Origin of the sequence: Flavobacterium sp. FlaQc-28, assembly GCF_044007415.1 — a bacterium.
Taxonomy (GTDB): Bacteria; Bacteroidota; Bacteroidia; order Flavobacteriales; family Flavobacteriaceae; genus Flavobacterium.
Genome location: NZ_JBIPCM010000002.1, coordinates 165,633 through 178,964, shown reverse-complemented (window position 1 = coordinate 178,964; position 13,332 = coordinate 165,633). Strand labels below are relative to the sequence as shown.

The window sequence follows — 13,332 nt, the reverse complement described above, 5'->3', positions numbered from 1 at the left end:
ATTAAATCAATTCAATATTGAATCTCTTAAAAAAATGAAAGAATTAAGCTATTTAAATAAATATTTCATTAAGTACAAATACAGTTTTTCTTTAGGTATTTTAATCACCATAATCGCACAAATATTTTTCTTATTTACTCCAAAACTAGTCAGCAAGTGCTTTGACGTGATTGAGCGCTTTCTTAAATTATCAGAAACAGATCGAAACTCTGCAATCATAGTCGATTTCTATCAGCGAGAATTAATTCATAACGCACTGTTAATCACCGCGAGTGCTATTGTTGGAGGATTTTTAACCTTTTTAATGCGCCAGACTTTAATTGTGATGTCACGCCATATCGAGTTTGATTTGAAAAACGAGGTTTTTAAACAATACGAAAATCTTTCGCAAAATTTCTACAAGCAAAACCGCACCGGAGATTTGATGAACAGAATAAGCGAAGACGTTTCTAAAGTTCGTATGTATGTAGGTCCTGCAGTAATGTACTCTATAAATACTTTTATTCGTTTTGCCATTGTTATACTATATATGTATAATGTTTCGCCTTTACTTACTTTATATACTATTCTGCCTTTACCAATTTTATCGTATTGTATTTTCAAATTAAGTTCTGAAATCAATAAGCGAAGTACCACCTTTCAACAATACTTATCAAAAGTTTCAAGTTTTTCGCAGGAAATATTTTCAGGTATTAGAGTTATAAAAGCATATTCCTTAGAAAATCAACATCAAAACAACATGATTGATCTTGCAGAAGAAAGCAAACGCAAAAGCTTAAGTCTGGCAAGAGTTCAATCGTTATTTGGACCTTTAATGATTGCCTTGATCGGAATCAGTAATTTAGTAGTAATTTATTTTGGAGGCGTCATGTATATTAACGGAACAATTCCGAATATTGGAACTATTGCCGAATTTATACTTTATGTAAATATGCTTACATGGCCTGTTGCTTCATTAGGATGGGTTTCATCTATGGTTCAAGAAGCCGAAGCATCACAAAAGCGTCTAAATGAATTTTTGAAAATCGAACCAGAAATCAAAAACAACAATCCAAACTCATCTGATATTCAAGGTTCAATTGCTTTTGAAAATGTAAGCTTTACTTATGATGACACTAATATTGAAGCTTTAAAAGATGTCACTTTTACCGTAAAAAAAGGAGAAACATTAGCCATTTTAGGAAAAACTGGTTCTGGAAAATCGACTATCCTATCTTTGATATCACGTTTATACGATGTTACCGATGGAAGAATAACGATTGACGGAAATGAAATCAGTACTTTAAACTTAAATGATTTGCGAAATAATATTGGAATTGTTCCTCAAGATGCATTCTTATTTTCAGACACGATCAAGAATAACATCAAATTTGGCAACCAAAACGCAACTGATGAAGAAGTGATTGAAGCTGCCAAAAGTGCCGTTGTTCATGATAATATTGCCGCTTTCAACAAACAATACGATACTGTTTTAGGCGAAAGAGGCATCACGCTTTCGGGCGGACAAAAACAACGCGTGTCGATTGCGAGGGCAATTATAAAAAATCCAGCCATTTTACTTTTTGACGATTGTTTATCTGCGGTAGATACCGAAACAGAAGAAACAATCCTAAATAACCTTTTTGAAATTTGTAAATATAAGACTACAATAATAGTAAGCCATCGCGTTTCCTCTGCAAAGAATGCCGATAAGATTATAATTTTAGAAGATGGTAAAATCATTCAACAAGGCTCTCATAATCAATTAATAAATCAGGAGGGCTATTATTCATCGTTATATTTAAAACAACTTTCGGAAAAAGAATTACTTTAATTGTTGCGTAATAGATAATTTTTTATGATTTTTGAGTACTATTAATTCCAAAAAATGATAGAACGTATTATGAGAGAAAATGACATGTTAGAAAAAGAAGAGATTTTTTCTAAAGTATTACGAGCAGGAAGAAGAACTTATTTCTTTGATGTGAGAGCTACTAAAGCTGACGATTATTATATCACAATTACTGAGAGTAAAAAATTTACTGAAGAAGATGGTTCTTTTCATTTTAAAAAACACAAAATTTATTTATACAAAGAAGATTTTAGTGCTTTTGCCGAAATATTAGAAGAAATGACTTCATACGTTTTGAACCACAAAGGCGAAGAAGTAATTTCTGAAAGACATCAAAAAGATTTTAAAAAAGAATACAGTTCTGATAAACCTGAAGGACAAAGATCTAGCTTTACAGATATCGATTTTGACGATATTTAGTCCTATTATAACTTTTTAAAAAGTACAAGTCCAAAATGATTCGCATTTTGGACTTTTTTTATATATTTAAACTCTATAAATTTAGTCGAGATAAAACTGGATCTAAACTTTTAAACTAACCTTTTTAATATATAAAAATTCCACGAAATGGAAATACAACTATTAATATTACCAGGCTTGGGAAACTCAGGCGACAAACATTGGCAGACCTTTTGGCATGAGAAATTTAAAAATTCTATTCGTTTAGTTCAGGATAATTGGGATGAACCTGTTCGCGAAGATTGGATATTCCGCTTAAACGAAGCAGTTTCTAAACTTAACAAACCAACTATTTTGATTGCGCACAGTTTAGCCGTTTCTTTAGTATTGCATTGGGCAGAAACAAATAACAACAAAAATATCGCAGGCGCATTACTGGTCGCTCCCGCTGATGTCGATTCGCCTGAACACACGCCAGATGTTATTAGAAATTTTTCGCCAATGCCGCTTTATAAATTACCATTTCCGTCGATAGTTGTAGCCAGCGAAAATGATCCTTACTCTTTGTTTGAAAGAAAGCAGTATTTTGCTGAAAAATGGGGAAGTGATTTTGTAAATGTTGGCAGACAAGGCCACATTAACTCAGATTCTGATTTAAAATATTGGGAAGAAGGACAAGCGATTCTGCAAAAGCTGATATCGAATATTAATAAGTAACAAACAATCAGTATTCAGATTTTTAGTGTTCTGTTATTTACTTATCTAAAACTGAACACTAAAAATCTGAACACTGAACACTATCCTATACGAAGCCCATTTTCAATCTTAAAATCTGGAGCTAACAAAATAACATCTCCCTCCTCGCCTACAGCACCAAGAACAAGACATTCGCTCATAAATTTTCCAATTTGTTTTTTAGGAAAGTTTACAACTGCCACAATTTGTCTGTTTACTAAATCTGCTTTTTCGTAGCGTTTTGTAATTTGTGCAGATGATTTTCTAATGCCAATTGCGGCACCAAAATCTATCGTTAGTTGATATGCAGGTTTTCTCGCTTCAGGAAAATCATTTACTTCTACGATAGTTCCAACTCTCATATCAGTTCTTTCAAATTCGTTCCAAGTTAAATCCATTTTTTAATTTTTGATTATTTACAAACCTATAAATTTTGTCCATAAAATCATTATTTCTTCAGTCTATTTTTTAGAGCTGCCTCTACTCTTGAAAGCAGCTCTAGAAGAATTATTCTTGTGCTCTTTTTTTTACAGAAATTAAACCCTATTTTTGAGAACTAATTTTTTATAAAAATGGCACGAACTCCTTCAAATATGATTCCTTTGGGAACAATTGCTCCCAATTTTTATCTAAAAGATACCAATTCTAATAATGAATATTCATTTGAAGATTTGAAAGGATCAAAAGGAACTCTTGTTATTTTTATGTGCAATCATTGTCCGTTTGTTCTTCATGTAATCAAAGAAATCGTAATGATTGCAAATGATTATCGCGTTCAAGGACTTGGCGTAATAGCCATTTCAAGCAACGATATTGAAAAATATCCTGAAGATTCGCCAGAAATGATGACTGAATTTGCTTTTAAAAATAAAATTGATTTTCCGTACCTATTTGATGAAACACAGGAAATTGCAAAAGCTTATGACGCCGCTTGTACTCCTGATTTTTACTTATTCGATAGTCAAAATCAATTATTTTACAGAGGTCAGCTTGATGATTCAAGACCCGGAAACGGAATTCCGTTAAGCGGAAGCGATTTAAGAAGCGCCATTGATGCCTTAATTTACAATCGCACCTTAAATGCAATTCAAAAGCCAAATATAGGCTGTAATATCAAATGGAAATAAAGATTGCGTACCTTTAAAAAAGTTTACCTATCTTTGTACTTTCTAATAAACAAATACTCATTTTGAGCACTATAACAATATTTACAGTTTACCTGTTGTTGTCTTCTTTAAGAAGGGAACTGTCTGGTGCTGTTTTTATTTCACATAGTAAGGCCTTTATTAATTAGGCCTCCGTCTATTCCAATTTCTTCTTTCAGGCGGAGGATTTATACCACATTTTAATATTATTTTTATTTGAAGGAATAACTCCTCTCAAATAATTCTTTGCTTTTTTTAATCCAACAATTTCAAAAACATCTACTGTACTAAATCTACAATTTGATTTTTTTTGAATTAACAATTATCTAATCAGCCTGAACGAAGAACAAAATTAAAACACAAACATTTAAATTATAATAATAAAATATAGATATATGAAACCAACACCCACATTCTGTAAAACAGATTATCAGTTTTTAAGAGAATTGATATTAAAAAGTAAAAATTCAACAAATACTAAAGAAGCGAATCAGCTTTCGCAAGAACTAGATCGTGCAGTTATCAGCAAAGAAGACGAAATGGACAGCTCTGTTATCCGAATTAATTCTTTTGTAACAATTGAAGATGTAAAGGCGAATAAACAAATGAAAATTCAGATCGTTTTACCTTCATCTGCAGACGTAAAACAATCTAAAATTTCGATTCTTGCTCCATTAAGCGTTGCTATCATCGGATTTAAAGAAAATGACGAAGTCGATTGGGAATTACCTGCTGGTATAAAGACTTTAAAAATAATAGCAGTAGACAATTCGGCTGTACATAATTTATAACTTTTTAAACACCTCATTCTGTGACGGTGTTTTTTTTATATCTATCTAAAACAAAAAAACTATTCAATAGACTTACTGAATAGTTTTAATTATCATTTCTTAAGAGCAAATTATAATTGCGAATGAATATAATTTGTTATTGATGCCATTTTCACATCATCTAACTTTGCTTTCTTCTGCATACGCACCAAAATTGGCTGCCAATCTTCTTTCGTAAAATCTTTTGGTTCGTACAATTTGTGACATCTTGCACAACTATTATCATACAAATTTTTACCCTCTGCCAATTCAGGAGTTAATTCGACTGCTTTTACCGTTTTAGAAGCTGGAGCAGAAGTTTCTGCTGTCGCAGCAGTTGTTTTTTTTGTGCCGCACGACGCTAAAAATAACGTTACAACTGCTAAAGTTAGAATTTTTGTTTTCATTGCCTTGATTTATTTTTAAGTAAATATAAAAAAAATCCCATTCGTCTTGCGAATGGGATTCTATTTAAAATCAATTTAAACTTTATCAGTTTTATTATTTTACATCCATTAATTCAACGTCAAAAATCAAAGTTGCGTTTGGTGGAATTACTCCCCCTGCACCTGATGGTCCGTAAGCTAAATCAGAAGGAATTACAAAACGAGCTTTGTCTCCAACTTGCAATAAAGCAATACCTTCGTCCCATCCTTCAATAACTTGACCTTGACCTAATCTAAATTCGATTGGTTTTTTACGTGGGTAAGAAGAATCAAAAACTTTTCCGTTTTCTAAAGATCCTTCGTAGTGAACAGAAACTGTTTTTCCTGCCTCAGCTTGTTTACCGTCACCTTTTTGAATCATTTTGTAACGTAAACCGCTTTCTGTTTTATCAAAACCAGCAGCTAATTGCTCCATTTTTGCTTCAGATTCTGCTTTTAAAGCTGCTTCACGTTTCAAACGAGCACCTTTCAAACCAATAAAAGCTTCAATGGCATTCCATTTTTGAGCTTCTTCACCTACTCTAATAATTTCTAAAGTCTCAAGTCCGTCACCTTGTGCAACTGCATCAACAATATCTTGTCCTTCGATAACATGACCAAAAACAGTATGTTTCCCGTCTAACCAAGGAGTTGGAACGTGAGTAATAAAAAACTGAGAACCATTACTTCCTGGACCAGAATTTGCCATAGACAAAACTCCTGGACGATCGTGTTTTAAGCTTGATACAAATTCATCATCAAATTTATAACCTGGATCTCCAGTTCCAGTTCCTTTTGGACATCCTCCTTGAATCATGAAATCAGGAATTACTCTATGAAAGTTTAATCCGTCATAAAATTTTTGTCCTTGAGGTTTTACTTTATTCTCCATATTTCCTTCTGCAAGAGCTACAAAATTCCCTACGGTTCCTGGTGTTAAATCGTGTGTTAGTTTTACTAAAATCGAACCTTTACTAGTGTTGAATTTAGCGTATATTCCGTTTTCCATTGTTGTTATTTTTAATTTGATTGCAAATTTACAAATTAATTTTTTATCAATTTGTGCTTTCTATTTTTTTAGATTTTGATTTATAAGTAAGTCCGTAAACGGCTAATGCTAATAATGACAACACCATACAGCCAATTGCTACAGCATGCCATCCGCCTAATTTCCACAACAATAATCCGTATGCAGATCCCGCAGCGGTTCCTAAAAAGCTAAATGACATAAATACGGTATTTAACCTGTTTCTGGCTTCTGGTAATAGAGAATAAACTCTCGTTTGGTTTGAAATGTGTACACCTTGAATTCCAATATCAATAAACACAATTCCAATCGCAATTCCGATTACACTTTCTATAGAAAAATAGAAAATTAAAAAGCTTATTAAAATCAGTAAACAGCCATAACCCACTGCGATTCTAGAATTTCCTTTGTCTCCAATTTTTCCAACCAAAGGCGCAGCCAATGCTCCAGAAGCACCAACTATACCAAATAAGCCAATTGTTGCACTATTAAAATGAAATGGTTCTCCTGAAAGCAATAAAACCATAGTAGTCCAAAATGCACCGAACTGAGCAAAGCTAAAAACATTAATTAGTGTAGCTTCACGCAAAACGGGCTGTGTTTTTATAAGTGTAAACAAAGATTTTATCAACTCGCCATAAGTACCTTTAAACTGAGGTTTATTTACAGGAAATTTACTTTGAATGACAAAAAAGATCAAAAGACAAATGCCGGCTGCGATATAAAACATGGATCTCCAACCTAAAATCTGACCGATAAAACCACTTAGAGTTCGAGAAAGAAGAATTCCTACTAACAAACCGCTCATAATGGTTCCAATTACTTTTCCTCTTTGTTCAGGAGTACTTAGCGAGGCTGCTAATGGTAAAATTAACTGCGGTACAATTGATGTAATTCCAATTAATAAAGATGCAATTTGTAGAACCAAAAAGCTTTTGGCCACTGCAGCAATAAGCAATGCTATTACAGAAGCAAAAGTGGTTATTAAAATTTGTTTTTTTCGTTCTAATTTATCGCCAAGCGGCACCATAAAAAACAACCCAATAGCATAACCTGCCTGAGTTAAATATGTTATAGTTCCGGCGCTGGCTTCTGGAATTTTAAATTCGTTGGCAATTAAAACAATTAAAGGCTGGCAGTAATAAAGATTTGCAACTATAAGACCAGTGCAAACTGCCATAAAAAGGACATTCGTTTTAGATAAATTCATTTTGCAAAAATACTATTCTAATTGGAACCAAAACTTTAAAAAAATTATAAAATTTATAAAGTCTCCATTAAAACCAAGCCTTTTTGTACCAATTATGCAGTATCTGCAAATTGCTTTATTTCATAAAATCTTCACGCATTGGACTAAAAACATCCGTTAAAAGGCCGCTTTCCAAACAAACAACACCATGAATCGCATGAGGCGGAATGTAAAAACTATCTCCTTCTTTTAGAGTTTGTGTTACACCGCTTATAGTAACATCAAATTTACCGCTTGAAACGTAAGTAACTTGAGAATGATAATGTTCGTGCAAGACACCAATTCCTCCTTTTTCAAAATGCACATTAACAAGCATAACGCGATCATCAAAAGCCAATATTTTACGTTTAATTCCTTCGCCTACTACTTCCCATTCTATTTCATCTCCTTTAATAAACTCTTTGCTTGTTCCGAAACTCATACTATTTTATTTTTATTAAATACTTTTAAGGTCTTTTCTTGTTAACTGTAATCCTTCAACTAAATTGTTTTCCTTAAAATACTTTTCTAATTCATTTAACCTTTTTACATTATCATACTTAAACCCCGAATATAACTTTCTTTGACAAAGAGAACATAATCTAATAGAATGTCTATCTGTTTCTGCCATACTGTTGGTTCCATTCATGGCGCAATTTACTTCAATACAATGATGCAAACCAAACATATGTCCAATCTCATGCGAACAAATTTTCAGCAATCGATCTAAGCATAAATTAAAATCAGCCTCTTTCTGCATTCTGTAAATAGAACTTACTGCGATTTTATCTCTGTAAGATGCCAGCCCAAAAACATAATTCCATTCTGGCTTTGGATACAAATCCTTTTCAGTTATTGCCATTAATGCAATTCTTTTATCAGGACTTTCTTCTTTCAAAACATCAGTTAAAATATATCCCGCTAAAAATTGTTCTTGTCCAACATCTCCAATTCGTCTAGCATGATTTGGAATAATATCATTTGAAACCGTTTCCAAAACCTTGGTTTCAAGCTGAAAGAATATTTGCAAATATTGACGAACCAATTCAATCTGTTTTAGTTGTGAAGAATTAAATTCTCCAATTGGTTTCAAATATATAATATCCTCTTTTTTTGTAGGGACAACATGTTTAGTCTGAACAAATTGTTCAAAACTTTGTCCTTTCTCTTTATGAGAAAACAACCAATCTCCAAAAACTGGTTCCTCAAGCTTAACATCATTAACCTTAATAGCTGCAAAATAAGGTTGAAGCGGTAAAATTTGCTGGGCGTTTAACTGTAACTTTGAATTATTTTCTTCTTTCTTATTCGAATGACAAGAACAAAAAATTACAAACACCAACAAAACAAGTTTCTTCATAAATTACTTCTTATATCAGATTAAGTTTTTTGAAATGAAATCACAGCTGGTTTTAATTGAATCAATACTATTAGGAATATAATTATTCTCCTGTTCTACAAAAAAATACGTCATTCCTGCGATTTTTCGCTGTTTAAAAAAAGGCTTAAAATCAATAGATCCAGAACCAATTTCAGCATTCAAACTCTGATTTTCCTTATCCATATCTTTTACATGCCACATTTTAAAACGCCACGGATTTGCAGCAAACAACTCAAGAGGATTGTTGCCTGAACGAGCAACCCAGTATAAATCTAATTCAAAAAACACTAAATCTTTTTCTGTTTCTTTTAGCAAAATATCATAACCTGTAGTACCGTTTTCTAGTTTTTGAAACTCAAAATCGTGATTATGATAGGCAAATTTCAATCCTTCTTGTTTACACATTTTGGCAGCTTCATTCAAACGTGCGGCAATCTTTTTATAATCATCACTATTTTTTCTATACGCTTCATCGATCCATGGAACGGTTAAAAAATCGCTTTTTAGAATCTTTGCTGCTTTAATTGCGGCAACCAATTCTTCTGTATTTCCATCGTAAAGAAAACTCCCCAAATTATAATGACCGCTGACCGCTTTTAAATCATTTTCATCCAAAATCTTTTTTAATTCTGAAGGAGTTAATCCCCAAAACTGGTCTTTAATTGAAAAACCATAAGTTTCTACAATTGAATAACCTGAATCTGACACTTGCTTTAAAGTCGATTTTACATCTTTTGAAAGATCTTCTCTCAACGTATACAATTGCAAGCCTATTTCTATTTTTTCCATAGTAAATGCTAATGACGGCAAAGCCAAAACTGCCGCTCCTGCTAAACTGCTGTTTATAATAAAATTTCTTCTTGTTACCATCTTTATAAGAAAAAGTATAACTTAAAACTACACAAATTGATTTTCAAAATTACGAATAAAGTCATCTAGAGCAATTGCAGTGTCTTTAATTTGCGATTTCTCCTTTTTCATTCCTTTTTTCCTTACTCCATTTTACTTTGAATCTTCTTCTTCAAAGTTATCGAAATAAGTAAAATCTTTTACAATCATACCATTTTCGATTGTAAAAATAGTGCAGATTGGCAGTTCAAACTTTGAATTATCCGGCGCAGTACCAGTCGAAACAAATTCAACAATTATATGTTTCTCTCCTGATGGATATATTTGAACAATACTGTCTTTTAAATCTGGAAAAACTTCATTTAATGCTGCATATTTTTCCTGAATTTGTTTGCGAGTTTGCTTTACAATTCCTTGTCCTAATGATGGATCTTTAAAATCGGCTGTTTCAGTATACATTTCAGCCATTTTTTTCCAATTATGGCTATTGAAATATTCAAAATATTGCTTTACTACTTTTTCGTTTTGTGTGGTATCCATTGGTTTTGATTGATTTTGGTTGTTACAGGAAGCAAGTACAAAAATTACAGCAAGTATTATTATTCCATTTTTCATCTATTATTGATTTTTAAGCTTCAATAAAAGTAGTTAAATTTAACAATAATTCACTTAAAGAAACAACAAAAAAGACAGCCTTATCCCATTGATTACAAACTACTAAACAAAAAAAAGATTGTATTAAAATTAATTCGTAAAAACGATTTGCTGAGGAGGGTAATTCTGCTTTTCATTTTTATACGAATACACTTTCCCTTCAAAATCAATGTATATATAGGTATAATTCCAATAACTCGGTCCAGCAATTCTCGATTCTGTATTATTAGAATTTTTATAAACTTGATCTGCGTAAACTAATATCTGCCCTTGAGCATTGTTAACAGTTCGAATAGGAAAACCCCAGCTTTTAATGAGACTATGCCTCGTTTTACCCGTCAAATTATTTAAAGTATTTTTTGAGCTTGAGCAAGAGGCAAGAATTACGATCGTGATTAATAGTATATATTTTTTCATCTTTTATATTTTGGCTTATTACTTTATAAAAATAACCTTTCTCTCAAAAGAAGAAACAAACCAAAGATTATCAATAGTTTAAATAAACATTAACTTGAACTGTTCTTAATGCTCAAATATTTCCATTTAATACCTATAAATGTTTCAAATCTTAAATCATTAAAACTTCAAATATTAACTTTGTATCTTTGCAACAAAACTTTTGAAGAAAAACAATGCGAATTGACATTATAACGATTTTGCCGGAATTATTAAGAAGCCCGTTTGAGGCATCGATTATGAAACGTGCTATTGATAAGGGTTTAGTAGAAGTACATTTTCATAATTTACGCGACTATACAACCAACAAACAAAAAAGTGTTGATGATTACCCTTTTGGCGGAGGTGCCGGAATGGTAATGACTGTACAGCCAATTGACGATTGTATCACACACTTAAAAAGCGAACGCGAGTATGATGAAATCATTTATATGTCGCCAGACGGTGAAACATTAAACCAAAAAATGGCCAACAAAATGTCTATGTATGAAAATATTATCATTTTATGCGGCCATTACAAAGGTGTTGATCAGCGTGTAAGAGATCATTTTATTACGAAAGAAATTTCTATTGGTGATTATGTTTTATCTGGCGGTGAATTAGGTGCTTTAGTTTTATCTGATGCTTTAATTCGATTAATTCCAGGAGTTTTGAGCGATGAAACCTCAGCATTAACAGACAGTTTTCAAGATAATTTACTTTCGGGACCCATTTATACAAGACCGGCTGATTATAAAGGATGGAAAGTTCCTGATGTTTTAACGAGCGGACATTTTGCCAAAATTGATAAATGGCGCGAAGATATGGCTTATGAACACACTAAAAATAGAAGACCTGATTTACTGGAAGGACACTAAAAAAGTATTCAGTCGCAGTTTTCGGTTTTAGTTCATCAGAAAACTGCGGCTAAAAATTATCCGTCATAATTCATTGAAATAATCGTTTTGTTTGCTATTTCGAAATCAAGAATATGATCTTGTGAAAAAGTATCTCCCGTAGCAACAAAAGCTTCTACATCTTTAGACTTCTTAATTGTTATAACCGCTCGGTAAATATCTAAAGTGTTATACCAGTCATCATCTGCCTGTTTGTCTGTGAATTCATTGTTTTGATTATAAAATTCAATTAAATCCTTTTTACAATCTGCAAGCCAGGATAAATATTCAGAAATGGCATCTGCATATTTTCTAAAATCAGAATCGGGGAGAAAAATTCTTATTTTTCCTTTTATAGTTTTATTGAATATAACAATTTCTTTTTGCGGAATTTCAAACTTATCTGGATCATTTTCAGTAGTAACAAAATCAGATAATACTAATTTCGTCTGCTGTTTCTTTTCTTTGACCTTTCTAACATCTTTAATTATAAAATTGTTTTCATGTGATTTTGCTTTTTGCTCCAATACATATAATTTAGAAACCTCTTTTGTGTTATTACTTTCAACAGTTTCTTTAAAAATCTCATAAGCTGATCTGTGATAACCTAAAAGAGTGTATACATTTGAAAGCACCAGTTTTTGTTCTTTAGTTTTATATAAATTTTCCAATTCATAAAGCAAATCGTAGATTTTTGCTACGCTTTCTTTAGAACCATAAGATTTTTTAAATTCATTAGAAAACTCAATATAATCTCTTAAATAATTTCTTTCCATTTAATTTTATCTTATAATTACCTTCACACTTAAGCAAACATAAGATTTTACTTCTAATTTCTATGCTAAAAAACTCATTTTTCAGTCTTCAGACTCCGTTTTAAGACCTTCGTAACTATAAGCTGAGATTGAAAACTGTAATTTTAAAAAACAAACTAAAACACATCTTATCAACAACTTAAAATAATTCATAATTTATAATTCATAATTTATAATTATTTTTTACATTTGCACCCGAATTGGACTAACCTCTGGCGAGATCCGTGAATGTTACTCTAAATAAAACTATAATAATAAAATTATCATGGCAGATTTATTAAAATTCGTTCAAGACGAATTCGTTGCTAGAAAAGATTTCCCTGAATTTGGAGCTGGAGATACTATTACAGTATTCTACGAAATTAAAGAGGGTGAAAAAACAAGAACTCAGTTTTTTAAAGGAGTTGTTATTCAAAGAAGAGGTTCTGGTAACACAGAAACTTTCACGATTCGTAAAATGTCTGGAGCTATTGGAGTTGAGCGTATCTTCCCAGTAAACTTACCAGCTTTACAAAAAATCGAAATCAACAAGAAAGGTTCTGTTCGTAGAGCTAGAATTTTCTACTTCAGAGAACTTACTGGTAAAAAAGCTAAGATTAAAGATAAAAGAAGATAATCATTTATCTAATTGTTATAAAAAACTCGTTTCATATCATTTGAAACGAGTTTTTTTTTGCCCCAAATTTTCGAAATAATAAAACCG

General features: G+C 31.8%; 17 protein-coding genes. 7 read left to right on the top strand and 10 right to left on the bottom strand.

The genetic code is table 11. The features are described 5' to 3' along the window. Positions 1 to 34: 34 nt before the first annotated feature. From ACHRVL_RS06670 to ACHRVL_RS06660, 3 genes are all read left to right on the top strand, one after another. Positions 35 to 1,813, top strand: coding sequence for an ABC transporter ATP-binding protein (locus ACHRVL_RS06670; RefSeq protein ID WP_395411335.1), 1,779 nt, complete (start codon positions 35 to 37; stop codon positions 1,811 to 1,813). A 69-nt stretch (positions 1,814 to 1,882) separates the two neighbouring features. After that, positions 1,883 to 2,251: a PUR family DNA/RNA-binding protein gene (locus tag ACHRVL_RS06665; RefSeq protein WP_078227816.1), complete on the top strand. Its 369-nt coding sequence runs from the start codon at positions 1,883 to 1,885 to the stop codon at positions 2,249 to 2,251. A gap of 147 nt (positions 2,252 to 2,398) precedes the next feature. Beyond that, positions 2,399 to 2,947: an RBBP9/YdeN family alpha/beta hydrolase gene (locus ACHRVL_RS06660; protein WP_395411333.1), complete on the top strand. Its 549-nt coding sequence runs from the start codon at positions 2,399 to 2,401 to the stop codon at positions 2,945 to 2,947. Between the two features lie 80 nt (positions 2,948 to 3,027). Here ACHRVL_RS06660 and ACHRVL_RS06655 read toward each other — a convergent pair whose 3' ends face one another. After that, positions 3,028 to 3,363: a tRNA-binding protein gene (locus tag ACHRVL_RS06655; protein ID WP_395411331.1), complete on the bottom strand. Its 336-nt coding sequence runs from the start codon at positions 3,361 to 3,363 to the stop codon at positions 3,028 to 3,030. 174 nt (positions 3,364 to 3,537) lie between these two features. On the opposite strand from ACHRVL_RS06655, the gene ACHRVL_RS06650 reads away from it, so the two are divergent. Then, positions 3,538 to 4,092: a thioredoxin family protein gene (locus tag ACHRVL_RS06650; protein ID WP_395411329.1), complete on the top strand. Its 555-nt coding sequence runs from the start codon at positions 3,538 to 3,540 to the stop codon at positions 4,090 to 4,092. A 413-nt stretch (positions 4,093 to 4,505) separates the two neighbouring features. Continuing rightward, on the top strand, positions 4,506 to 4,901 hold the full coding sequence (locus tag ACHRVL_RS06645) for a GreA/GreB family elongation factor (protein ID WP_395411327.1): 396 nt from the start codon (positions 4,506 to 4,508) through the stop codon (positions 4,899 to 4,901). Between the two features lie 110 nt (positions 4,902 to 5,011). On the opposite strand, the gene ACHRVL_RS06640 is transcribed toward ACHRVL_RS06645, so the two are convergent. From ACHRVL_RS06640 to ACHRVL_RS06605, 8 genes are all read right to left on the bottom strand, one after another. Further along, positions 5,012 to 5,326, bottom strand: coding sequence for a cytochrome c (locus tag ACHRVL_RS06640; RefSeq protein WP_395411325.1), 315 nt, complete (start codon positions 5,324 to 5,326; stop codon positions 5,012 to 5,014). Positions 5,327 to 5,420: 94 nt separating this feature from the next. Next, positions 5,421 to 6,353 (bottom strand): peptidylprolyl isomerase, encoded by a 933-nt coding sequence (locus ACHRVL_RS06635; protein ID WP_395411323.1) that lies wholly within the window; start codon positions 6,351 to 6,353, stop codon positions 5,421 to 5,423. Between the two features lie 46 nt (positions 6,354 to 6,399). Further along, positions 6,400 to 7,551 carry an MFS transporter gene (locus ACHRVL_RS06630; protein ID WP_395411321.1) on the bottom strand — a complete coding sequence of 384 codons (1,152 nt, stop codon included), beginning with the start codon at positions 7,549 to 7,551 and terminating at the stop codon, positions 6,400 to 6,402. 145 nt (positions 7,552 to 7,696) lie between these two features. Continuing rightward, positions 7,697 to 8,041, bottom strand: a complete 345-nt coding sequence (locus ACHRVL_RS06625) for a cupin domain-containing protein (protein WP_089055408.1) — start codon at positions 8,039 to 8,041, stop codon at positions 7,697 to 7,699. A gap of 15 nt (positions 8,042 to 8,056) precedes the next feature. Then, the gene (locus tag ACHRVL_RS06620; protein WP_395411318.1) at positions 8,057 to 8,959 is read right to left on the bottom strand and encodes a Zn-dependent protease; all 903 of its coding nucleotides are present in this window, start codon (positions 8,957 to 8,959) and stop codon (positions 8,057 to 8,059) included. A 15-nt stretch (positions 8,960 to 8,974) separates the two neighbouring features. Further along, positions 8,975 to 9,850, bottom strand: coding sequence for a sugar phosphate isomerase/epimerase family protein (locus tag ACHRVL_RS06615; protein ID WP_395411316.1), 876 nt, complete (start codon positions 9,848 to 9,850; stop codon positions 8,975 to 8,977). A 132-nt stretch (positions 9,851 to 9,982) separates the two neighbouring features. Beyond that, a complete protein-coding gene (locus tag ACHRVL_RS06610) occupies positions 9,983 to 10,444 on the bottom strand; it encodes a nuclear transport factor 2 family protein (RefSeq protein ID WP_395411315.1) in 462 nt (153 codons plus the stop codon). 129 nt (positions 10,445 to 10,573) lie between these two features. Continuing rightward, positions 10,574 to 10,900 (bottom strand): hypothetical protein, encoded by a 327-nt coding sequence (locus tag ACHRVL_RS06605; protein WP_395411312.1) that lies wholly within the window; start codon positions 10,898 to 10,900, stop codon positions 10,574 to 10,576. A 215-nt stretch (positions 10,901 to 11,115) separates the two neighbouring features. Here ACHRVL_RS06605 and trmD point away from each other — a divergent pair, with 215 nt between their 5' ends. Beyond that, a complete protein-coding gene (trmD, locus tag ACHRVL_RS06600; RefSeq protein WP_395411310.1) occupies positions 11,116 to 11,796 on the top strand; it encodes a tRNA (guanosine(37)-N1)-methyltransferase TrmD in 681 nt (226 codons plus the stop codon). A gap of 56 nt (positions 11,797 to 11,852) precedes the next feature. Here trmD and ACHRVL_RS06595 read toward each other — a convergent pair whose 3' ends face one another. Continuing rightward, complete coding sequence (locus ACHRVL_RS06595) at positions 11,853 to 12,590, bottom strand: hypothetical protein (RefSeq protein WP_395411307.1); 738 nt, start codon at positions 12,588 to 12,590, stop codon at positions 11,853 to 11,855. 304 nt (positions 12,591 to 12,894) lie between these two features. On the opposite strand from ACHRVL_RS06595, the gene rplS reads away from it, so the two are divergent. Then, positions 12,895 to 13,245 (top strand): 50S ribosomal protein L19, encoded by a 351-nt coding sequence (gene rplS, locus ACHRVL_RS06590; protein ID WP_089055403.1) that lies wholly within the window; start codon positions 12,895 to 12,897, stop codon positions 13,243 to 13,245. Positions 13,246 to 13,332 lie beyond the last annotated feature (87 nt).

What these genes read in the sequence shown, in the direction of transcription:
- ACHRVL_RS06640 (WP_395411325.1), bottom strand. Translation starts at nt 5,326, where the DNA reads ATGAAAACAAAAATTCTAACTTTAGCAGTTGTAACGTTATTTTTAGCG.
- ACHRVL_RS06615 (WP_395411316.1), bottom strand. Translation starts at nt 9,850, where the DNA reads ATGGTAACAAGAAGAAATTTTATTATAAACAGCAGTTTAGCAGGAGCG.
- ACHRVL_RS06635 (WP_395411323.1), bottom strand. Translation starts at nt 6,353, where the DNA reads ATGGAAAACGGAATATACGCTAAATTCAACACTAGTAAAGGTTCGATT.
- ACHRVL_RS06670 (WP_395411335.1), top strand. Translation starts at nt 35, where the DNA reads ATGAAAGAATTAAGCTATTTAAATAAATATTTCATTAAGTACAAATAC.
- trmD (WP_395411310.1), top strand. Translation starts at nt 11,116, where the DNA reads ATGCGAATTGACATTATAACGATTTTGCCGGAATTATTAAGAAGCCCG.
- ACHRVL_RS06660 (WP_395411333.1), top strand. Translation starts at nt 2,399, where the DNA reads ATGGAAATACAACTATTAATATTACCAGGCTTGGGAAACTCAGGCGAC.
- ACHRVL_RS06605 (WP_395411312.1), bottom strand. Translation starts at nt 10,900, where the DNA reads ATGAAAAAATATATACTATTAATCACGATCGTAATTCTTGCCTCTTGC.
- ACHRVL_RS06645 (WP_395411327.1), top strand. Translation starts at nt 4,506, where the DNA reads ATGAAACCAACACCCACATTCTGTAAAACAGATTATCAGTTTTTAAGA.
- ACHRVL_RS06665 (WP_078227816.1), top strand. Translation starts at nt 1,883, where the DNA reads ATGAGAGAAAATGACATGTTAGAAAAAGAAGAGATTTTTTCTAAAGTA.
- ACHRVL_RS06655 (WP_395411331.1), bottom strand. Translation starts at nt 3,363, where the DNA reads ATGGATTTAACTTGGAACGAATTTGAAAGAACTGATATGAGAGTTGGA.
- ACHRVL_RS06595 (WP_395411307.1), bottom strand. Translation starts at nt 12,590, where the DNA reads ATGGAAAGAAATTATTTAAGAGATTATATTGAGTTTTCTAATGAATTT.
- rplS (WP_089055403.1), top strand. Translation starts at nt 12,895, where the DNA reads ATGGCAGATTTATTAAAATTCGTTCAAGACGAATTCGTTGCTAGAAAA.
- ACHRVL_RS06620 (WP_395411318.1), bottom strand. Translation starts at nt 8,959, where the DNA reads ATGAAGAAACTTGTTTTGTTGGTGTTTGTAATTTTTTGTTCTTGTCAT.
- ACHRVL_RS06610 (WP_395411315.1), bottom strand. Translation starts at nt 10,444, where the DNA reads ATGAAAAATGGAATAATAATACTTGCTGTAATTTTTGTACTTGCTTCC.
- ACHRVL_RS06630 (WP_395411321.1), bottom strand. Translation starts at nt 7,551, where the DNA reads ATGGCAGTTTGCACTGGTCTTATAGTTGCAAATCTTTATTACTGCCAG.
- ACHRVL_RS06650 (WP_395411329.1), top strand. Translation starts at nt 3,538, where the DNA reads ATGGCACGAACTCCTTCAAATATGATTCCTTTGGGAACAATTGCTCCC.
- ACHRVL_RS06625 (WP_089055408.1), bottom strand. Translation starts at nt 8,041, where the DNA reads ATGAGTTTCGGAACAAGCAAAGAGTTTATTAAAGGAGATGAAATAGAA.